This window comes from Streptomyces sp. NPDC007808, from assembly GCF_042868655.1.
Taxonomy (GTDB): Bacteria; Actinomycetota; Actinomycetes; order Streptomycetales; family Streptomycetaceae; genus Streptomyces.
In genome coordinates this window covers 1,370,711-1,391,835 of record NZ_JBIAEQ010000001.1, presented here as the reverse complement: position 1 = coordinate 1,391,835, position 21,125 = coordinate 1,370,711, and the positions used below count along the sequence as shown (strand labels likewise).

The following is a 21,125-nucleotide window of genomic DNA, read 5'->3' as shown; positions in this document are numbered from 1 at the left end:
CACAGACCTCTGCGGCGAAACAGGCCGCTGACCAGCACAAAACGCACCAGCCGCTTTGGAGCGCATCCCTGTGACATCGCAGTGACGCACGGGTGACACATCGACGAAGACAGTTGGCTGCAGCGGCATTGCCGAAGGAGTGATCATGCCACTGCCTCCCTTGAGTTCGCCCGGCGTCTACGTCACCGAGATTCCCAGCGGCAACAGAGCGATCACCGGTGTCTCGACCTCCGTGACCGCCTTCGTGGGCCGCGCTCTGATGGGGCCGGTGGAAGAGCCGGTCCTGATCACCTCCTATTCTCAGTTCCAGCAGGAATTCGGGGGTCTGTGGCGGGAGAGTGCGCTCGGATATGCCGTCCGGGACTTCTACCTGAACGGGGGCGGGGCGGCTCTTGTCGTCCGCCTGACCAAAGATGCGAAGCCGGCGAAGCTGCAACTCACCGACACGGTGACGCTGGCCGCGATGAGCCCGGGCGGGTGGGGCAACCGGCTGAGGGTCGACGTGACGCATCCGAGCGCCGAAGAAGCGACCGAGTTGACGGGTGCCGGGGCGGACCCCTCCCAATTCTTCCATCTGAAGATCAACGAGGTTGAGGGCACCGCTTCCACCGTCCGGGAGACCTTCCTCAACGTCACTCTCAACGACACCCCCCGCAAGATCAATTCCGTACTCGGCGCTTCGCGTCTGTTGAAGGTCGACGTCCCGGAGCCTGGGGGCGACGAACCCGGAGAGGAGAGGCCGCCCGAGGCCTCGGCGCGGCCTGAGGCGAAAACCTACGCCGCGAAGGAAGGAGCGGACGGCGAGAACCTGACGATCGCCGAATACGACGACGACACGAGGACATTCGACGCCGCCAACAGGGGGCTGTTCAGCCTGAACAAGGCCGACCTGTTCAACATCCTCTGCCTCCCCCCTTCGTCGCCGGGCGCTGACCTTCCAGACGCCCTGTGGGCGTCGGCCCTCACGCTCTGCCAGCGGAAGCGAGCGTTCCTTATCGTGGATCCTCCCGCAGCCAGGACCGCGACCGATGTCCATTCATGGGTGCGCGCCCTCGGCCTGGCGGGCGAAGCGGCGAGGAACGCCGCTCTGTATTTCCCCCGGACCAGCAGCCTCGATCCCCTGCTCGGCGGCGCAACCCGTACCTTCGTCGCCTGCGGGGCGATCGCCGGGACCATGGCGCGCACCGATTCCAGTCGCGGCGTGTGGAAGGCGCCTGCGGGCATCGACGCCGCGCTCGTCGGCGTCGGCGGCCTCGCGCAGCCCATGACGGATCGCGAAAGCGGCGCCCTGAATCCGCAGGGGATCAACTGCCTGCGCACGTTCCCGCAGATCGGGTCGGTTCTGTGGGGTGCCCGCACACTCCGAGGTGCCGACCTCTTCGCCGACGATTACAAGTACGTCTCGGTCCGACGGCTCGCGCTGTTCCTTGAGGAATCCCTTTACCGGGGCACGCAATGGGTGGTCTTCGAGCCCAACGACGAATCGTTGTGGAGTCAGATCCGCGCATCGCTGGGATCGTTCATGCAGGACCTCTTCCGGCAGGGCGCCTTCCAGGGCCGCACACCGCGCGAAGGCTATTTCGTAGCATGTGATGCGGAAACGACCACACAGTACGACATCGACCGGGGCATCGTGAATATCGTCGTGGGATTTGCTCCGCTCAAGCCGACGGAGTTCGTCGTCATTGCCATTCAGCAGAAGACAGCCGCGGCGGCGGTGTGACGCGCGGAGGGAAGTGCCATGCCCGACTTCACGGTCAACGCAAGTCGGTTCGATCCCTACAAGAACTTCAAGTTCCGTGTGAAGTGGGACGGCAGATACGTCGCCGGCGTGAGCAAGGTCGGCGCGCTCAAGAGGACCACAGAGGTCGTCAAGCACCGGCACGGGGGCGACCCGAGCAGCAGTCGTAAGTCCCCTGGGCGCACCGAGTACGAGGCGATCACCCTTGAGCGCGGTGTGACCCACGACGTGGACTTCGAGCAGTGGGCGAACAAGGTGTGGAACTGGGGCTCCGGTCTCGGCGCTGAGACCGCTCTCAGAGACTTCCGCAAGGACGTGATCATCGAGGTGTACAACGAAGCCGGGCAGGTGACTCTCGCCTACAAGGTGTATCGCTGTTGGGTCTCGGAGTTTCAGGCCCTTCCTGATCTCGATGCCAACGCCAACGCCGTGGCGATCCAGACCATCAAGCTGGAAAACGAGGGCTGGGAACGGGATTACGCCGTGACCGAACCCACAGAGCTCTCGTTCGTCGAACCGTGACGGCCCACCACCACCCGCTGGGCGGGGATCGGGTCCCGCCGTCCGGTTCGACGTGCATGCTGGGTGATTCTTTCGTTCTCCTCGCGGCCTGGGACGAAGCGGCAGAGGTCTCGCCGGCCGCGCGAGTGGCCGTACTCGTGCACCGGGCGGGGCTCACGCCGGATCTCGACACGGCCTTGGACCTCGACATCGGATCGTGTGCCGTTCTGGCGGTGCGAGCCCACGTAGCCGCCTTCGGCAGGCATGTCCGCTGCCTTGCTCGGTGCGAGGCGTGCGCGGCGGTCCTGGAGACCGAGTTCGAGTTGACCGAGCGGCTGGCCGACGCAGAGGGGGCGGCTGTCGTGCAGGGCGGGAAGACCGCGCAGGTGCAGGCCTTCACCGTGAACGCGCCGACGGCCCGTGATCTGCTAGCCGTTGCCGAAGTGCCGCCCGACGACGCGGTTGCCGCGTTGTTCGCCCGCTGTGTGCGGCACGCCGACGGGTCACCGGTGGTTTCCGGCGAACTCTCCCCGCAGCTGGTCGCCGATGTGGACGCGGCCGCCGACCACTTGGCCGGGTTCGCCGCCGCCCAGGTCTGCATGGCGTGCTCCGACTGCGGCAGCGAGGTGCGAGTCGCTCTCGATCCCGGGGCTCTGTTGTGGGACCAGGTGGACGCGGCGGCCCCCCTGTTGCTGTCACAAGTAGCGGCCCTGGCCGCCGCCTTCGGCTGGAGCGAGCGCGATGTGCTGGCCATGACGGCGGTGAGACGGACCGCGTACCTCGCGCTGGTGACGGGATGAAAGGCCCGAAGGGTGAGCCCGGGATGAACGGCTTCTTCGCGCGCATGGCGGTGCGAGCCCATGACGCCGAGCCTCGGTTGAGCCTGCATCGGCGTTCACGATTCGAGCCGCCCAGCCGGTCCGCGGACCGACCGCCTCCGTCCGTCCTAGGCGCTGAGCCTGACGAAAGGTGGGGGAGGACAGGGCCGCATACCCGTACCGGAGTGCCGTGGGCTGACGAGACGGAGGAGACGCGGGGCAACATAGGAGCGATGTCAGCCGCTGCGTCTCGGAGTCCGGAGCACGACGCCCCGAGCGACGGCGAACGCACCACGGAACAGCCAGTCGAGTGGGGCTCCTTGCCACACGACCGACCGGCCCCGCCGCCGGCACCCGGTGCCCTGGAAGCCGCGAGCGAGGCGCTTCCCCCGGCCCCTGCCCTTCGACCCACGGGAAGGTCCAGCCGCGCAGACCCGGCAGAACAGGAGCCCGCTCCGCGATACGAGCCTCAGGTTCCAGCGGAGTCACGCCCGCCGCCACCGCGTCCGACCGGACCCGACGACGCGGAACACTCTGCTTCTCGCGCTGACACGCCGGCTCCCTCCCCCTCTACGGCCAACTCCCCCACCCTCCGGGCCATCGGCAGGTCAGCCTCACAAACCCCCGTGCCGACCGGACCCGCCGTCGAACCCGAGACGGAGCCGGCGCCCGGGAACACGGACGCCGTGGCATCGGCCCCTACGGCGTCGGCGCCACCCCGCGTGCACGACGTGGCGGCCGGGCCAGGCGACGAGGCCTTTGGTACTACCGGTACCGGCATGGATCTCCTCCCCGGTCACCGGTCGGCCGCCACCCCGGCCGGGCCGGAGCAGACGACGTCTCAAGACATCCGACGCCGTCCTGCGGAGCAGTCGGCCACTCCGGCGACGAGAAGGGCGCGCCCCGCTCCACACGACCAGGTGGCCGCGCCGCGCCCGGTTACAGCTTCACCCACTCCCCCATCACCCACACCCACCACCTCGCCAGCGAGGGCGCAAGAGAACCCAACCGCAAGTGCCCCGGGCCCTACCACCGACACCGGGCAAATCCCGCAAAGAGCAGCGCAGTTGCCCGCCACGGTGGTGCCGGAGGGCACCGCAGCAGTAGCCCACTGGGCCCGGACGGCGAACCCACCGGCCGTCGTACCGGACGCTCACACCGTCCCTGACCCTGGCAACCGCCGGCCGCGCTCCCAGGACGATCTCTCCGAACGAACGCCCCACGCCGAACCTCCTCCGCCCCCACCCGTCGCCCCGGCCGCCGACACCGGTCCTGGCGACGAGGCACGGCACTCCACGGGCCGCGTGCCCGGACTCCAGGAGCTGATCAGAGATCATGTGGCACCGGCTCTGACCGCCTCGGGGGTGATCCCGCCGTCCGAGCGCCCCGAGTTCCCCGATCCCCGGGACGACACGTCCCTCGCTCCGCCCGGAGCGGGGCACGCCTTGGTGGTGCCGGGTCGGATGCGCGGCCCCAGCGCCGACGAGGTGAAGCGCTCCAGCACGTCCGACGTTCACGTGCACATCGAGAGGGTGGAAGTGGTGCGGCCCGCTCCGGAAGCCCCCGGCCGCCGCCATGACGCGGAGGGTTTCGACCTCGACGGGTACCTGGACCGGCGCAGGAAGGAGTACGGATGAGCAACTCGCTCGCCATCGCCGCGGTCACGTCCACAGTGCGCTTTGTGCTCGATCGGGCGCTTCAGGCACCGCACCCGGGCGCGGTGGGCAATACCCGGGTCACCACGCTGCGTCCCGACCGCCTGAGCGTCAGCGATCTCGTCCACCCGGCGGGGATCAACGTCTTCCTCTACCAGGTCACCCCGAACCACGCGTGGAACCTCTCCGACCTGCCCACTCGCGGCGACGACGGCTCGTATCTCCGCCGCCCCGTCTGCGCGCTGGACCTGCATTACCTCATCACCAGCTACGGCGAGGGACCGTCCCTTGACGCGCAACGCCTGCTGGGTCGGACCGTCACCGCTCTCGCTCGTACGCCCGTGCTGACGCCCGCGGTCGTCAGGGCGGCGATGGCTGCGTACGGGGATGCCGTCGAGACGACGTTCCTCAAGGAAGCGGACCTGGTGGACCAGATCGAGTCCGTGAAGGTCACCGCGGCCTCGCAGTCCTTGGAAGAACTCTCCCGCCTGTGGTCCATGTTCACCCAGACGCCATACGAGCTCTCACTGGCGTACACGGCCACCGTGGTCCTGCTGGAGGCCGAGGTGAACACCACAACCGCCCTGCCGGCGCGGCAGCGGGTCTTCGCCGTGTCCCCCGCCGGTAGGCCACGTCTGTCGTCGGCCGGACCGGCGCTCGGAGCCGGCCCCGCAGCGGCGGGCGGAGAGCTGTCCCTGCGGGGGAGCAATCTGCTGGGCCCGCTCACCAAGGTGCGCGTCGGACCAGCCCTGCTTGCGCCCCTGCCCCGTGCGACAGCCGCCGCGCTCACCGTGCGTCTCGACGACACGGTTCCTTCCGGCCTGCACAGCGTGCAGGTGGTGCATCTGTCCCGTCCCGGTCCCGACGGACGGCCTCCGACGCGTGTCGTCGCCTCCTCCGAAGCGCTTGCCGTCGCAGTCCGGCCCACCGTCGCCCGGGCCACCGCCGATGCCGACCACATCACCGTCATCGTGAACCCGCCGCTGGCGGCCGGACAGCGCGCCACGGTTCTGCTGTCCCGAACCGGCGGCGAGTCCGATGCGTACTCGTTCGTTCTACCGCCGCCGGCCCAGGGCGCACCCCCGCAGCCGTCGTTCGAAATGTCCCGCGAGGGCGTGCCGCAGGGCCAGTGGTTGGTACGCGTCCAGGTAGACGGGGTCGAGAGCATCCCCGAGCTTGTCGGCGAGGCCTACGGCGCTCCTTCGGTCACCCTCCCCCCGTCATGAAGGAGCCGACGCCTACCCAGGCATGGAAGGAGTCCAACCGCGAGTACCTCATCGCGGAACTCGCCGTGCTGCGGCTGCTGCTCCGGGCTGACGTACAGGACGCCGAGCGACGCGATACCGAGCGTGCTCTTGCGGCCGCCCGGCTCCGGCTGACCTCGCCCTGTGCCCTCGATCAGCTCACGGACGGGTTCGGGTTGTCGGCCTTCGAACGATCCGTGCTGCTGCTGACGGCCGGTGCGGAGTTCGTGGCGGCCGTTTCCGAGGAGCTCAAGGCGGTATCCGGCAGTCCGGAAATGTGCTTCGGTACGGCGCTGGCTCAGCTGCCGGAGGCACACTGGAGCGCCCTTACTCCCTCGGCACCGCTGCGCCGGTGGGGACTGGTTCAGCTGCGCGATGCCGGCTCGCCCACCCGCAGCGCCTTGGTCGTCGACGAACGGGTACTGCACCATCTGGCCGGCACCGGCGACTTGGATCCGGCGCTCGCGGCCGTGTCCCACGCCGTCGAGCCTCCACCCGAACTGCCGGGCCCGCTGCGAGGCCCGGCCGATGCCGTGGCACAAGGATGGAAAGTGCGACGTCTCGTGCTCCTGCACGGTCCCCAGCGCGCCAACCTGGACGCAATCGCCGCGGCCGCCGCAGCCTCAAGGAATCAGGGGCTGCTGGTCATCGCCGGGGAGGACATACCCGTCGGCCCGCTCGACGGAGAGCGGCTGCTGCGGCTGATGGAGCGCGAAGCCGTATTGAGCGGACAGGCCTGGGCGATCGATGTCACCGGCCTCGACGAGGTGGAAACTGGCCGGGTCACCCGTCTGCTGAGTGCACTGGACGCACCCGCGACGCTGCTGTCCGAAGACGAGCGGGCGGTGGCCCACGCGGGCGGAGTCCTCGTGCGCGTCCCCCGCCTGCCCGTGGCCGACCGCCGCGCACTGCTGAGCTCGGCCCTGCGGCGGGCGGGGGCTCCGGTGGAGGACTCCGACACCGCCGCGGGCGTGTTCGACCTGGCGGTTCCGGACGTGGAGGCCGCAGCGCGGGAAGCGGCCGGGGGAACTCCGCTGTGGCGGGCGTGCAGGGAACGCGCGCGGCCGTCTTTCACCGGGCTGGCGAAGGTCGTGGTGCCACGGGCCTCCTGGGACGACCTCGTGCTGCCGGTCGACCAGTGGGAGCAGCTGCGGGCTCTCGTCGGCTCCGTCCGTCACCGCACCAAGGTGCTCGACGACTGGGGTTTCGCGGGTCACACATCACGCGGCGTCGGCACGACCGCGCTCTTCGCGGGGCCAAGCGGCACGGGCAAGACGCTCGCGGCCGAGGTCGTGGCGGGCGAACTCGAACTGGACCTGGTCCACATCGACCTCAGCGGCGTGGTGAGCAAGTACATCGGCGAGACGGAGAAGCACCTGCGACGTGTCTTCGCCGAAGCGGAGAACTGTTCCGCCGTGCTGCTCTTCGACGAGGCAGAGGCACTCTTCGGCCGACGGACCGAGGTGCGTGACGCCCGTGACCGGTACGCGAACCTGGAGGTGGGCTACCTGCTTCAGCGACTCGAGACCTTCAGCGGCCTGGCCATCCTCACGACCAACGCCCGGGCGGCCCTGGACCCGGCATTCACTCGGCGGCTGGGCACGGTGATCGACTTCCCGTATCCGGACCGGGCCATGCGTGCCGCTCTGTGGCGGGTCGCCTTCCCCCCGCACGTCCCGGTCGACGGCCTGGACCCCACGCAGCTGGCCGGTACGGATCTCACGGGAGGTGCGATCGCCGCTGTCGCCAGGTCCGCCGCCTACCTCGCCGCCGCGCAGGGCAGCGCCGTCAGCTCCGCGCACGTGCGCACCGCGATGCGGTGGGAACTGGCCAAGGCCGGCAGATCTGCGATCACCAGGGAGGAACAGCGATGAGCCACCCCGCCCCCGAGCCGGCCCGTTCCCGGCGCAGCGCACGCCCCGACGAGATCAGGGCCGAACGGGCGGCGTCCGAGGCGTTGCACGGTTCCCCCGCCCGGGCAGGGCTGCCGGACCGCAGGCGGGAGCGCCGCAGCACGGCGGCCCCGCGAGCAGGCGGCACCCCGCTCGAACCAGGCTTCCGGCGCGCGATGGAGGCCGGGTTCGGACACGACTTCGGGCGCGTGCGTGTGCACGACGACGCGACAGCGGACCGCCAGGCGCGTGCGGAAGCAGCGTCTGCATTGACCGTGGGCGAGCACATCTACGTCCGGGAGGACCGCCGCGGGACCGGCGGCTCCGGGGACGAGCGTCTCCTCGCCCACGAGTTGGCGCACGTGGCGCAGCAGCGTGCGGCGCGCACGGTGCTCGTGCAGCATCAGGAGGACCCCGATGACGCGTCGGCGGAGGAGCCGGACGTCGACGCCCGGCCCGTGCGCATGAAGTTCGCCGTGAAGATCAACCGCACGATGGACTCGGATCAGCTCCTCGTCGAATTCATCAAGCAATACCGAGGCGTGGCCACCGATGCCCAGGCCAAAAGGCTGCGCGAGCAGCAACACTGGCAGTGGGTCGGCACGCCTCCGAAGGCGGATGCCGCTGCCGTCGCGCGGGGCATGGTGCTGGTCGCGGTACGCGACCAGTCCTTGCAGGCGACACCGGAGAAGGAGCGGACCCGTCTGACGGCAGTCCGCGAAGGGCTCGGCGAGGAGGAGCGCCGGGCGCTGGACGCGGAGGCGACCCGACTGCTCCGCGAGCGGACCCACATCGGCGGGCCCTCCTCCAAGACGCTGGACGACCGTGTGCTGGAGGAATACCGAGCAGAGCTGACGTTCGAACTGCTGCGTCAGAGGGAGGCTTTGCAGAGGATCCCCGAGGACGTCCGGGCCATCCTCTTCACAGCGGACCCCAAGGATCAGCGCAAGCCGGTCCAGTTCCGAGAGTACGGGCGCGTGCTCGCCCTGGCGGAGCGGCTCACCCGTCTCACGCCGCAGCAGCGCGAGGAGTTCCTGAAACGTTCGACTGGGCGCGCGGCAGACCTAGAGGCATTGGAGACGTCCGTCGGCCGCTTCGAGGAGGAGGTCGCCGAACGGCGGCGCATGGAGGCCGAGCAGGGCTCGCTGGAGTCTCGTCTGCACGGTCGGGAACAGCTCTACGCCCGGTACCGCCAGCTTGTCCTCTCAGACGCCCTCTCCGCCGTGAGCGGCCTGGCCCTCGGCCCGCTCGGGGCGTCGCAGAGAACACAGCAGGTGGAGGACGAGCGGAGGAAACTGGACGACGACCTCAAAGTCCAGGGCTTCGCCGGCATCGGGGAGTTCGCGGGGCTGGTGCGTTCCTACACGTCTGTTTTCCGGGCGCAGGCAGTCGCTCTGGGGCACGTACTGCTGGACAGGTTCGAGCACACGCTGTGGGAACAGGAACGCCTTCTCGCTTCGACGCAGGTCGCCACGGACATCCACCGTCGGCTGGGGCCCGCCCGTGAGGCCCTCAAGGCCGCCGATCTCATGGCACTTCATCCAGCGACACGCGACTCGGCCGCGGCGAAGAGGGCCGAGGCGGAGGACCTCGTTCGGAAGGAGGCCAAGGATCTTCCCGTTCTGGAGCAGAAGTCCTTCGACCGCAAGGCGTTCGCGGAAGGCAGCCCGCACCAAGCTCAACGTACGGCACAGGATTACATCGCGAGGCGCCGGTCGGACGTGGCCCGCGCGCATCGGCTGCTGCGGGAGAACCCCGACCGGGTCTTCTCGCTGGACGGCCTGTTGAAGCAGGCCTATGCGGCGCAGGGCGTCGAGGCCGGTTCCGTATTCGACTCGATCGTGCGCGATCACGCTCTGGATCTCCAGTTGGACGACGTCGGAACCCAGTTCCTGGTCGGGGTCGTGGCGATAGCGCTCGGTCTGCTGAGCGGTGGCACGGGCGGGGTCGCCGTCGTCGCGGCGTCCGGTGCCTTCGCCTTGAGTGCCTACCAGGCCTTCGAGGAATTCCGACGTTACGAGGAGAGCCGGTCGCTGCACGAGGCGGGACTCCTTTCGGACGATCCCTCGATCGCCTGGGCGGTCGTGGCTCTCGTCGGCGCGGGCCTCGATATGGCGGCTGTCGGCGCCGCCTTGAGATCGGTCGGGCCTGCGAAGGTCTCCTTGGGGAAGGCGGTCGCGACCTTCCACGAGACGGGGGACCTGGCTCGGCTGTCCGAACAGGCGGCACACGCCAGTCCAAAGGTGCGGGACGCGATCGAGAAGGCGGCCGCGGCCCAGAAGAAGGTGTGGGCCGCATGGGCCCGGGTCCTCAGACCCGGCGGCGCACTCTACTCGGATCCCTTCCTGATCGGCGCGTTCTGGGCGCCGACCATCGAGGCCATCTGGTTGACGCACTTGTACGGGGTGCGTCGTTTCCGGCAGTTCCTGCACACCCGCGAAGCCCGTAACCTCTTCCGCAGCGAGTTCACCGCCCTGGCTCCAGGAGCCCAGGCCGGGGTACGGCGGATGTATGACGAGGTCGCGCAGGTCGTCCAACGGGGCGAATCGCTGGGGCTGCGCCCCGACGAGATCGACCACATCATACTGTCGTGGGCCGACCGTCAGGGCACACCGGTCACGACCGTGATCCGGGAAATGGACACCTACGGGGAGCCGCTCTCCCGCGGACGGCCTGCCCGCTACCGCATCGCGTCGGGATCCGTCATGGACGAGGCGACCCGGCGCGTGCTTCCCGAGTTCGACTGGCGCATCGCGTCAACGGGCGCGATCAGAAGCATCAGGGCACACATGGACCGTCAGGGCAGCCTCGTCGTGACGATAGAGGGGACACTCCAGCCCTCCCTCGCGCGTTCGGCGCAACGGGCCCGGCCCGACCAAGTGCTCGCACCGAACTTCAACGTGCATTCGTCCGTCCTGTCGGTCCGGGAACTGGGCAGCATGGGGCTGCCCAGTCCTAAGCAGTGGCAGCTTCTGCACCTGTGGGGGCCGGGGTTCGGGGACGAAGCGGCCGCCGGCATCATGGTCGGCCCTCGCGCGGTGAACCAGCAGTGGCAGAACCGTGGCATAGAGAAGTTCATCCGGGAACTGCGCGACACGGCAAGCCGGGAGGGCGGGCAGGTACGACTCCGGGCCACCGGTGTCTCATGGCCGGACCCCACGCCGAAGACCGGATTCCGAGCGCCGGGAGGAGCCCGCTTCCTCCAGGAGGCCAAGTACGAGATCACCTTGGAACTGCCGGGCAGGCCGCCGGCCACGACGACCGTGTCCCTGCATACGGCCGAGCCGCCGGCGAGCGCATTGGCTGCCGACGGGATCGACATCGTGAATGCCGCGGGACGGCACGTCACCCACCTTCTCTGAGCGTCCCTTCGTTTCAGTCGGGCCTGCGTTCAGTCGGGCTGGCGCGCGTCCAGATCGTAAACACGGATGTGGGTGGGCTTGCCCGCCGTGAAACTCGCCGAGGAGAAGGTGGCCAGAACCCGCCCGTCGGTGTCCCAGGACGTGACGGAGACATCGTCGTCCGGTCCCAGACGGACATCGACAGCACCGGTCCAGGAATCCAGTACGGCGACGCCGTGCTCGTCCGCCGCAGCCAGTCGGCTGCCATTCGCACTCCATGCCGCGTCCCTGAAGCTGTGGCCGAAGTCCCTGGTGAACCGCGGGGCTCCGGTGTCAGCGTCGAACACGAGGATCCGCCAGAGATTCTCCAGCGGCACGATGGCCACCACGGCCACCGATTCCCCGTCCGCACTCCACATCACCTTCAGCGGGATGACGTCGTGGACGAGACGGTGTCGCACGGCCCCCGTGGCGGTGTCGAGGATCTGCGCCGATGAGAGGCTGCTGGTGGCCAGGCGCGTTCCGTCGGGGCTCCATGCCACTGATTCCACGGGGCCATCCTGAGCGATCTCGATCCGCTCGGCGCCGTTCCGCGCATCGAGCACCCGCACCGCTGAGGCCGCCATGCCGACGGCGAGAGACTGGTTGTCGGCACTCCACGCCAACGCCAGGGCTCCGTTCGCCTCGATCGACCAGCGCTGATCCCCCGTCTTGGCGTTGGACACCCGCAGCCTCCTCGGGTGGAGTTCGCCCGTCGTCGTGCACGCGGCCACCCACTGACCGTCAGGGCTCCACTCGGCGAACAGCGCTGCGGCGCCGTCGACGACGCTGCAGCGGAGTTCGCCGGTTTCCGCGTCCGACACGGAGGCGCCGGTCATCGGTGCCAGAAGGCTCGACGACGACGTGAGCACCCATTCACCGTCCGGCGAGAACGCGGCGGAGTCGCCGGTGCCCGCGAGCCGGCAGCGGACCGACCCGTCGAGGACGTCCCTGACCACGGCGCCGGTACTGGCTGCGGTGAACGCCAGCCATCTCCCGTTCGGGCTCGCGGACACGACGCCCCGGTGCGACCGGTCGAAGGGAATCAGGCACAGTTCCTGCACGGTGCTGAGGCCGTGGACGCGTGCGGTCCGATCCGTCCCACCGGTTGCCAGGTGCTGTCCGTCGGGGCTGAACCCAAGGGTGTGCACCGCCTTGGTGTGCTCGATGAGGCAGCGTTCCTCACCGTTCTCGGGATCGAAGAGGAGCGCTCCGCTGTCGGCGGCCGTGGCGACCCATCTGCCGTCCTTGCTCCAGCCCACCGCCCGGACCACGCCGTCGTGAGTCTTGCTGAAGCGTTCGGCGCCGGAACGGACGTTGAACACGTGTGAGGTCCTGTCGGCGGAGGCGGTGGCGGCCCACTTGCCGTCAGGGCTGATCGCCACATCGTTCACCGGCCCCTCGTGCTCCAGCCGGGAGAGCAACTGCCCCGAACCAGCGTCGAAGACCCGGGCCACGTCGTCGTCGGCCGCCGTCGCCACGCGAGCGCTGTCACGGGACCACTCCAGCGCGTTGACGGCACCGTTGTGGGAGAGAACGGAACTGACGGTGCCCGTCTGCACGTTGACCAGCCGGACCTTGGTGTCGTCGCCGCCCGCTGCGATCGCCGAACCGTCCGGGCTGACGGCCACGGCCTGCACCGGACCGTCGTGCAGAACTCGGAAGCGCTCGTCACCCGTCTCGACCTCGAACACACGCGTCGTCTCGTCCTTGCACCCGCTGACGACGAACGACCCCTCACGACTGATCGCGACGGCGTTCACCGCCGCCGTGTGCGGGAAACGACGCAGGACGGCACCCGTCGACGCGTCGAGGACGTGAACCGCATTGTCCCCGCCGGCCGAGACCACGCGGTTCCCGTCGCCACTGACCGCGACGGCGCCGACCACGCCGTCGTGCGGGGCGGACCAGACGGGCCTCCCCGACGCGGCATCGAGCACCGCCGCGTCGCGGCCTCCGGCTGCAGCGAGCCAATGGCCGTCCGGTCCCCAGGCCACTGCGGTGACCGGACCGTCGAACTGGTGGGAACTGATAAAGGTGGCCAGCCATCTCATGACATGGTCCTTCCGGTCAGTCGGGCTGGACCGCATCCAGGTCGTAGACGCGGATACTGTCCGGTTTGTTGCCGAGGCCCGCGTACAACGGCGAGCAGAGCGTCGCCAGGACCCGGCAGTCGGCATTCCATTTCGTCGATATGACGCCGTCGCCTTGTCCCAGATGGCAGTCGACGACGCCGGTCAGGGGATCCAGTACAGTGACTCCGTGGCCGTAGCCCGCCGTCACCGCCAGCCGACGGCTGTTCCCACCCCAATCGATTTGGGACGCGGCACTGAGTCTCATGGCGAACCGTCGGTCCCAGGTCTCGGTGTCGAACACATGGAGCCACGAGCCAACCTCGGTCGCAACCCCTTGGGCCACCACTGCCACTAAACGTCCGTCCTCGCTCCACAACACCCCCTGCCGTGAGACGCCGTTGGCCAAATGAGCAACTTCGGCCCCGTCGGCCGGGTCCAGGATCTGCGCCGACGTGAAAGTGGCGGTGGCCAAGAGTGCGCCGTCAGGGCTCCAGGCCAATGAATTGACGTGGTCGTTCTGGTCGATGCGGATACGCTCCGTTCCATTCCGCGCGTCCAGTATCCACACAGTCGAGTCCCATTTTCCGACGGCAAGCCATTTTCCGTCTCTGCTCCAGGCAAGATCCGTGGTCATCGGTGCTTCGATCACCCAACGCGAGGTCCCCGTCTTGGCGTTTTTAACCGACACCCATTGCGAGGACCAGGCCTCACCGCTGAAATTGGTGAACATGGCCACCCACCGGCCATCGGGGCTCCAGCGAGCCAGGGGCCGGCCCCCACTGCTCACCAGCGTGCAGCGAAGCGCACCGGATGCCGCATCGCAGACGTCGGTACCGTTGAAGGACCTTGAAACCGTGAGCACCCATTCTCCGTCAGGCGAGAACTCCGCCTCGTCTTTGCCGCCGCCGGCGAGCACACAACGGATCGACCCGTCTAGGACGTCCGTGACCGTGGCGGCCCGGTTACTGGCGGCATATGCCAGCCATCTTCCGTTCGGACTCAAGGCCACTGCACCACCATTGTTCCCTTGCCCGAGGGGAATCAGACACAACTCCTGCACCGCGGCGACGCTGTGGACGCGGGCGATGTCGTCGGTTCCCCCTGTGGCCAGATACTGACCGTTGGGGCTGAAGCTGATGGTGTGCACTTTCCCGGGTTGCTCGATCCGGCAGCGCTCCTGACCGTTGACCGGATCGAAGAGGAGTGCGCCGCTGTCGGAAGCAGTGCCGACCCATCTACTGTTCTTGCTCCAAGCCACCGCCCGTATCGGACTCTCCTGGCTCCAGCTGAAGCGTTCCGCTCCGCTGTGGATGTTGAAGACGTGCGACGTGCCGTCGGCGGAAGCGGTGGCCACCCATGCGCCGTCCGGGCTGATCGCCACATCGTTCACGGGCGCTTCGTGCCTCAGCTGGGATCGCAGTTGCCCGGAGCCGGCGTCGAAGACCCGCGCGACGTCGTCGTCCGCGGCCGTGGCCACACGAGTGCCGTCGCCGGACCACACCAGGGCGTTGACGGCGCCGTTGTGCGTCAGGACGGAACGCACCGCTCCCGTCTGGGCGTTCAGGACCTGGGCTTTCGGGTCGTCGCCCCCAGTGGCGACCGACTTTCCGTCGGGGCTGACGGCGACGGCGTTCACCGGACCGTCGTGCAGGACATGGAAACGCTCGACCCCCGAGGAGACTTCGAACACACGTGTGGTCTCGTCACCGCCCCCGCTGACGATGAAGGATCCGTCGCGGCTGATGGCTACGGCGTTCACCGTCGCGGTGTGAGGAAGACGTCGGCGCAGCATGCCGGTCGCCGCGTCGAAGACCTGAACGGACTTCCCGCTCGCTGACACCACGCGGCTCCCATCCCTGCTGAAGGCGACGGAACTGACCACACCGCCATGCGTGGCGGACCAGACGATCTTCTTCGCCTCGGTATCGAACACCTTCACGTAGGCGCCTCCGGCTGCTGCGAGCCAACGGCCGGCCGGCCCCCAGTCCACGGCGGACACCGGGCCATCGCATGCGTAGGAACTGATGAATTTCGCGAGCCATCTCATGGTGTGCTCCTCCCGGTTGGTCAGTCGGGCTGAACGGCGTCCAGGTCGTACACGCGGCCTGTGGGCCGCGCGCCCTCGGTAGCGGGATCCGAAACCGTGGCAAGGCAGCGGCCGTCCCCGTCCCACGAGAGGGCGGCAGCCGCCTCATCCGCGCCGAGACGGCGGAGCATGGATCCGGTTGTGGCGTCGAGTACGAAGACGCCCTGATGACCCACGACGGCCAGGCGTTTCCCGTTCGGGCTCCACTCGACCAGCCGGAGTCCAGGGAAGTCCGCTCTGAAACGCTCAGCCCCGGACTGGGCATCGAAGGCGAAGGCCCGTCCGCCGCCCCCGTCGGCCGCACCCCCCGCGACGCCCACCGTGTGTCCGTCCGCGCTCCACATCACCCACCGTGCCGGGAAGTCTGCGACGAGGAGCCGTCGGCGAACTCCGGTGGTGGCGTCGAAAACCTGAGCCGATGTGTCACTACCGGTGACGACGAGCGTGCCGTCCGGGCTCCACGCCAACGACAGCACTTTGGCGTCGCCGTGTGGAATACGGAGATTCACCTCTCCCGTACGGGCGTCAAGCAGCAGGAGGGGGTTGTCCCACGGCGGGACAGGACCCGCGGGGTCGAAGTACGGCCTTCCGAGATCCGGTGTATAGGCAGCAATTTTCCGGCCATCCGGACTCCAGGCGAACGGGGTCGGCAGATCTACCCATATCGACCTACCGTTCTCTTCGAATATCCGCCAACGCTTGGCGCCTGTCCTCGCATTGGACACCTGCAGGCATCCACTGATAATAAGGTCAGAAATATCCGTCCCTCGGGTTCCGTACGTGGCAATCCACTGTCCTCTCGGACTCCATTTCGCAAGACTAATGTCACCATTCTCCGCGTAACATCGCCGCGCACCGGTTTTCGCGTCCATCACGAACGGGCCAGCTGATACCCAGTTCCCGTTCGGGGAGAATTTCAGCGAACGACTGCTTTCCTCCAGCCGGCAACGGAGAGACCCGTCCACAGCGTCGAAGACTTTGTTGTAATCGCTTGCCAGCCACCGCCCGTCCGAGCTGAGGCATACACCGCCCATAGGGAATTCATGGGTGATCGAATACAGTTCCCGCACTGTGGCAAGGCTGTGGACGCGTGCGGTGCCGCGGCCGCCTCCGAGGGCGACCCGCTGTCCGTCGGGGCTGAAGCCGATGGTATGGACCGTTTGGCCGTCCTCGATACGAAAGCGCTCCTCGCCGGTGTCGGGGTCGAAGAGCAGTGCACCGCTGTCGGCTGCCGTCCCAACCCACTTTCCGCTCTTGTTCCAAGCCACCGCCCGGACCGCGCCGTCGTGGGTCTTGCTGAAGCGCTCGGCGCCGGAATCCACATGGAAGACGTGTGCCGTCCTGTCGAGTGAGGCGGTCACCACCCAGATGCCGTCGGGACTGATTGCCACATCGTTCACAGGTCCGGTGTGCTCAAGGGCGGAACGCGGTCGCCCGGAGCCGGCGTCAAAAACGCGGGCGACCCCGCTGTCGTCGCCAGTGGCCAGTATCGTGCCGTCGCGGGACCAGGTCAGGGCGGTCACGGCACCGGTGTGTGAGAGGACGGAACGCACGGCCCCCGTCCGGGCGTTCACCAACTGCACCTCGGGGTCGTCACCGCCGCTGGCGACCGACAGGCCGTCCGGGCTGACGGCCACGACGTTGACCGGACCGTCGTGCAGGAGCCGGAACCACTCGGCACCCGAGGCGACCTCCAACACCGATGTGGTCTCGTCCATGCCGCCGATGGCCACCCACGCGCCGTCCGGGCCGAGTCCGACCGCGTTCACCGGTGCCGCCCGCTTGATGGAACGGCGCAACCCGCCCGTGGCCGTGTCGAAGACCTGGACGGCACCGTCGCTGCTGGCGGATGCCAGGGTTTTCTTGTCGCCGCTGAGCGCGACGGAGGTTATCTTGTCGGGACGCCCTACGGTCCAGAGAGCCGTTCCGGTGTCCGCCTCGACCACCGTCACGACGCCGCCCCCGGTCGCGGCAAGCCAACTGCTGTCCGGACCCCAACCGCCCAACGTCACAGGGCCGTCGATGTCATGGGAACTGATGAATGGGGCGATCCACTTCATGTCCCGCTCCTTGCGCCACCGGCTGTTTCTCCCGGCGAACGTCGGCTATGCCTTCAAGGTGAACCACTGAACGAACGTGCCTCCCATGACCTCGTTGTCGGTGGGCAGTACCAGTCGGGTGACCGCCTGCCCTCCCGCGTCCGTCGTCTCAGCGGCGGCATGGCAGTTGAGGTACCGCTTCGGGGAGGCTCCGGTGGTCGTGATGGCCCACCCGTCGATCACGAGCCTTCCTTGAATCACCTGGTCATGGAGGTTGGGCAGCTTCGTCCGCACGTCGTTCTTGATCCAATTGGAGACTTTGACCGGCGGCGACCAGGTGAGCTTCCGTGATTCAGCCGTGATTTTGGAGCGCTGTGTGATCTCCACGGCCCGGAGGGCGATCTCTTTGTCGACGGTCCACCCGGTCGTCTCCTGGGAGACGGGCCAGGGAAGATCCAGGAAGACATGCAGGACCGGCTTGCCGGTGACGCTGGTGGGATCGATGTCCCCGTCCAATGTCACCCTGATGCCGGAAGCAAGCTGTGCGCAGGTGATCTCCTTGTCGTTCTCGAAAACCGTGTTGTCGACGAAGGCGATCTTCGCGATGTGCACGCCGGGCGTGCGCGATGTCTGTGCGGTGACCGTGACAGGGGCCCGCGACGTGTCGCCCGCGATACCGATGCTGAGGGTGTCCGTCGGCACGCTGGGATCCGGCTGCCACCAGAAGGCCACGGAGCCGTCGGCGCCCGTCGGGGCGTTCGCCGTCGCGGCGGCGCCTTGGAGGCCGGAGGGCGCGGTCGTCTCCGTGGAACTCCTGGCCCGGACGAGAGCTCCCGGCCCCGCCGTCGCGGTCACGGTCTGATTGGAGACCGGGCCGCAGGGGCTGTCGACGACGACCCGCACCGGTTCCGGCAGGACGGGAAGGCCGTAGCGCAGCTGCTGCCCGTCGCCTCCCAGCAGCCGCAGTTCCGCCTTGGCCACCAGCGTGTCGAGCGCGGTCTTGACGTTGCCAACTCCGCTGAAGCCGGCGCAGGCCCCCTGAGGTGTCCATGTGACCGAGTTCGCCGACACGGTCGTCGGATGGGCCTGGGCGGTGACGGTGACGGGTGCCCGGGTGGTGTCGCCCTGCAGAGCGATTGTGAGCGTGCTGCTCAACGCCGCCGGATCCGGCTGCCACCAAAAGGCCGCCGAACCGTCCCCCGCCGTCACCGCGTCCGCCGACGCACCCCCCTGAAGCTCCGCCGGGGCCGTCGACTCCCCGGACGCCTTGGCCTTCACGATCCCGCCCTGACCCACCGAAGACGCAGTGACCGTCCGGCCCCCGACCGGACCACACGCACTGTCCACGATCACCCGCACAGGCTGCGGCAACACCTTCGCCGGAGCACGCAGATGCTGCCCGTCACCCCCCAACAGCCGCAACTCCGCCCTCAGCACCAGCTTGTCCAGAGCGTCTTTCACATCGCCGACGGCGGCGAAGCCCGTGCAAGACGCGGGTGGTGCCCAGGTGACCGCGTTCGCGGTGACGGGCGCCGCGGGTCCGCCTGTCTCGGCCAGTGCCTGGGCGGTGACGGTGACGGGTGCCCGGGTGGTGTCGCCCTGCAGAGCGATTGTGAGCGTGCTGCTCAACGCCGCCGGATCCGGCTGCCACCAAAAGGCCGCCGAACCGTCCCCCGCCGTCACCGCGTCCGCCGACGCACCCCCCTGAAGCTCCGCCGGGGCCGTCGACTCCCCGGACGCCTTGGCCTTCACGATCCCGCCCTGACCCACCGAAGACGCAGTGACCGTCCGGCCCCCGACCGGACCACACGCACTGTCCACGATCACCCGCACCGGCTGCGGCAACACCCTGGCCGGAGCACGCAGATGCTGCCCGTCACCCCCCAACAGCCGCAACTCCGCACCGCCCGCCAACCGCTCCAGGGCGGCTTGGACCGTCGCCTCGCCGGACAGCCCCGCACACCCGGCAGCCGGGGCCCAGGCGATCTGTGACGCCACACTGAGGCGGCCGGTGACCGTGAGGGCGGCCGACTCCCGCATCGGCCCGTCCAGGAGACGGACTTCCATCGTCTGCGTCGTCCCGCCGTCCTTGGCGAGCGCCCACTTGACGGCAGCGACCCCGTCGGGACCGGTGACGACCGCCTCGTCGACCAGTACGCCGTCGGTGCCGGTCACCTGCCCCCCGGAGGTCGTGAACCGGACCCGCGCTCCGGCCACCGGCCGTCCGCCGTTGCGCACAGCGACCCGCACCGGCTGCGGCAGCATCACACCGGGCAGCGCCTCTTGGCCGTCACCGCCCAGAAGGTTGAGGGTGACCAGTTCGGTGAGGCTGGGGAACAGCCGCCGGCAGTCGGAACGGAGCGTCCACCTGCCACCGTCACGCACGAGGATCGCCAGCGGCGTGAGGTGGTGGCGCGGCCCGAGCGGCGGGCATGCCAGCGGTGCGTTGCCCGCGGTGGGCCAGTCGATGGTGCCGGCCTGTGCTGTCATCCCGTACACCTGACGAGTCGTGCGGGCGGGGATGAGCCAGTAGTTTCCCGTGGCGTGGACGCCGTCGTCCGGGAAGCCGACCTGGAGGCCGTCCTCCAGGTCCTGCGGGGCGCTGCTCACTGAGCGTGGGGGGCCCTCCCAACGGCGTATCAGAGGCGTCCGGCCGAGTTGGGCGAGATCGGTGGGGGCCTGCTCGGGGTCCGCCCACCGCACGGGCAACCGCAGCCCTGTGGGCACTTCGGCGGTCGCCACGAACCCGGGCAGTTCCCTCAGCTGCCGGTCCACGCTGGTGATCTCGACGGTGTCGCCCTCTCCGATCGACAGCTCTTCGTCCCGGCCGACGCGGTCCAGCGTCAGCTCCGCCATCCCCGGGGCGGTCGCGTTGTCCAGTCCCGTCAGGCCGGCCACCACGCTCCCGTTCTCCCGCGACCACAGGAACGTCGCCGGACCCGGCCCCGCTTGGTGGATCTCCACCCTGTAGAGCTGGTTCTCCAGCCTTTGGTATCCGCCGGACGCGGTGATCCGGCACGGGTCTGAGCTGCCGGCCGCTTCCCGCAGCTGCGCCACCATGTGTCCGAGTGCCCGGGGAGAGCGCTCGGATGTGTGTAGATCGGTGCAGGTTGCGTCGGGGTCGACGTCGATCAGACGTACCTGCCAGACCGTTTGGGCCCGGGTCGTGGTGTCCGGGCTGCCCAGGGCGGGCTCGCGCAGCGACGGCAGTTCGTCGGCGGTCACGTGGTGCGTCCACACGTCCAGCACGGCGGCGTACGTGCCGTCGGGAGGCTCCTCCACGGACGGCGTCTTCTCGCCTGGAACACCTGCGGGAGGTGTCTTGGGGAGCGGTCGTACGTGCGGCTGGTCGCCCAGCGGCCAACCGCGGAAGGGGGCGGGCCCGGCGGTCGGCGGTGGTACGGCCTCGACCAGGACGCCGTCGACGTAGAACTGCCCCGGGGCGATGCGCAGATCGCCCCACGCCGCCTCTCGCGGCTCGGACCCGTCCACTGCGGTAATGGCGAATCCGGCAGCGTCGGCTGGGCCGCCGCTGACTCCGACGCTGTCCTTCGTACGCATGTGATCGTGGTGGGCGATGATCTCGGCCTGCTCGTTCCAGTCGGCGTCGAGCAGCACACGGCCCTGTTGCATCAGCACCGAGCGATACCCGTGTCGCGGGGAGAAGGTCCACCGTGTGAAGTCACCGTGCATG

11 protein-coding genes are annotated in these 21,125 nt (G+C 68.8%); 7 read left to right on the top strand and 4 right to left on the bottom strand.

What is annotated here, in order from left to right; all coding sequences use genetic code 11:
- The first annotated feature begins 145 nt into the window (after positions 1-145).
- From ACFYNL_RS05950 to ACFYNL_RS05920, 7 genes are all read left to right on the top strand, one after another.
- Positions 146-1,723 carry a phage tail sheath family protein gene (locus tag ACFYNL_RS05950; protein WP_388797021.1) on the top strand — a complete coding sequence of 526 codons (1,578 nt, stop codon included), beginning with the start codon at positions 146-148 and terminating at the stop codon, positions 1,721-1,723.
- Positions 1,724-1,741: 18 nt separating this feature from the next.
- Positions 1,742-2,263, top strand: coding sequence for a phage tail protein (locus tag ACFYNL_RS05945; protein ID WP_388797018.1), 522 nt, complete (start codon positions 1,742-1,744; stop codon positions 2,261-2,263).
- Between the two features lie 56 nt (positions 2,264-2,319).
- Positions 2,320-3,042: a hypothetical protein gene (locus tag ACFYNL_RS05940; RefSeq protein ID WP_388797015.1), complete on the top strand. Its 723-nt coding sequence runs from the start codon at positions 2,320-2,322 to the stop codon at positions 3,040-3,042.
- Between the two features lie 1,322 nt (positions 3,043-4,364).
- Positions 4,365-4,697 carry a hypothetical protein gene (locus ACFYNL_RS05935; RefSeq protein WP_388797012.1) on the top strand — a complete coding sequence of 111 codons (333 nt, stop codon included), beginning with the start codon at positions 4,365-4,367 and terminating at the stop codon, positions 4,695-4,697.
- Positions 4,694-5,941, top strand: a complete 1,248-nt coding sequence (locus tag ACFYNL_RS05930; RefSeq protein ID WP_388797009.1) for a DUF4255 domain-containing protein — start codon at positions 4,694-4,696, stop codon at positions 5,939-5,941. The genes ACFYNL_RS05935 and ACFYNL_RS05930 overlap by 4 nt, the downstream gene beginning before the upstream one ends.
- On the top strand, positions 5,938-7,833 hold the full coding sequence (locus ACFYNL_RS05925; RefSeq protein ID WP_388797006.1) for an ATP-binding protein: 1,896 nt from the start codon (positions 5,938-5,940) through the stop codon (positions 7,831-7,833). The genes ACFYNL_RS05930 and ACFYNL_RS05925 overlap by 4 nt, the downstream gene beginning before the upstream one ends.
- Positions 7,830-11,213: a DUF4157 domain-containing protein gene (locus ACFYNL_RS05920; protein WP_388797003.1), complete on the top strand. Its 3,384-nt coding sequence runs from the start codon at positions 7,830-7,832 to the stop codon at positions 11,211-11,213. Before ACFYNL_RS05925 ends, ACFYNL_RS05920 begins: the two co-directional genes overlap by 4 nt.
- 29 nt (positions 11,214-11,242) lie before the next feature.
- On the opposite strand, the gene ACFYNL_RS05915 is transcribed toward ACFYNL_RS05920, so the two are convergent.
- The 4 genes from ACFYNL_RS05915 to ACFYNL_RS05900 are packed head-to-tail and all read right to left on the bottom strand — an operon-like array spanning position 11,243 to position 21,124.
- Positions 11,243-13,285: a WD40 repeat domain-containing protein gene (locus tag ACFYNL_RS05915; RefSeq protein WP_388796999.1), complete on the bottom strand. Its 2,043-nt coding sequence runs from the start codon at positions 13,283-13,285 to the stop codon at positions 11,243-11,245.
- Positions 13,286-13,301: 16 nt separating this feature from the next.
- Positions 13,302-15,353, bottom strand: coding sequence for a hypothetical protein (locus ACFYNL_RS05910; protein WP_388796996.1), 2,052 nt, complete (start codon positions 15,351-15,353; stop codon positions 13,302-13,304).
- A gap of 20 nt (positions 15,354-15,373) precedes the next feature.
- Complete coding sequence (locus ACFYNL_RS05905; protein ID WP_388796993.1) at positions 15,374-17,452, bottom strand: hypothetical protein; 2,079 nt, start codon at positions 17,450-17,452, stop codon at positions 15,374-15,376.
- A 45-nt stretch (positions 17,453-17,497) separates the two neighbouring features.
- Positions 17,498-21,124 (bottom strand): DUF6519 domain-containing protein, encoded by a 3,627-nt coding sequence (locus ACFYNL_RS05900; protein ID WP_388796990.1) that lies wholly within the window; start codon positions 21,122-21,124, stop codon positions 17,498-17,500.
- Between the last annotated feature and the right edge of the window lies 1 nt (position 21,125).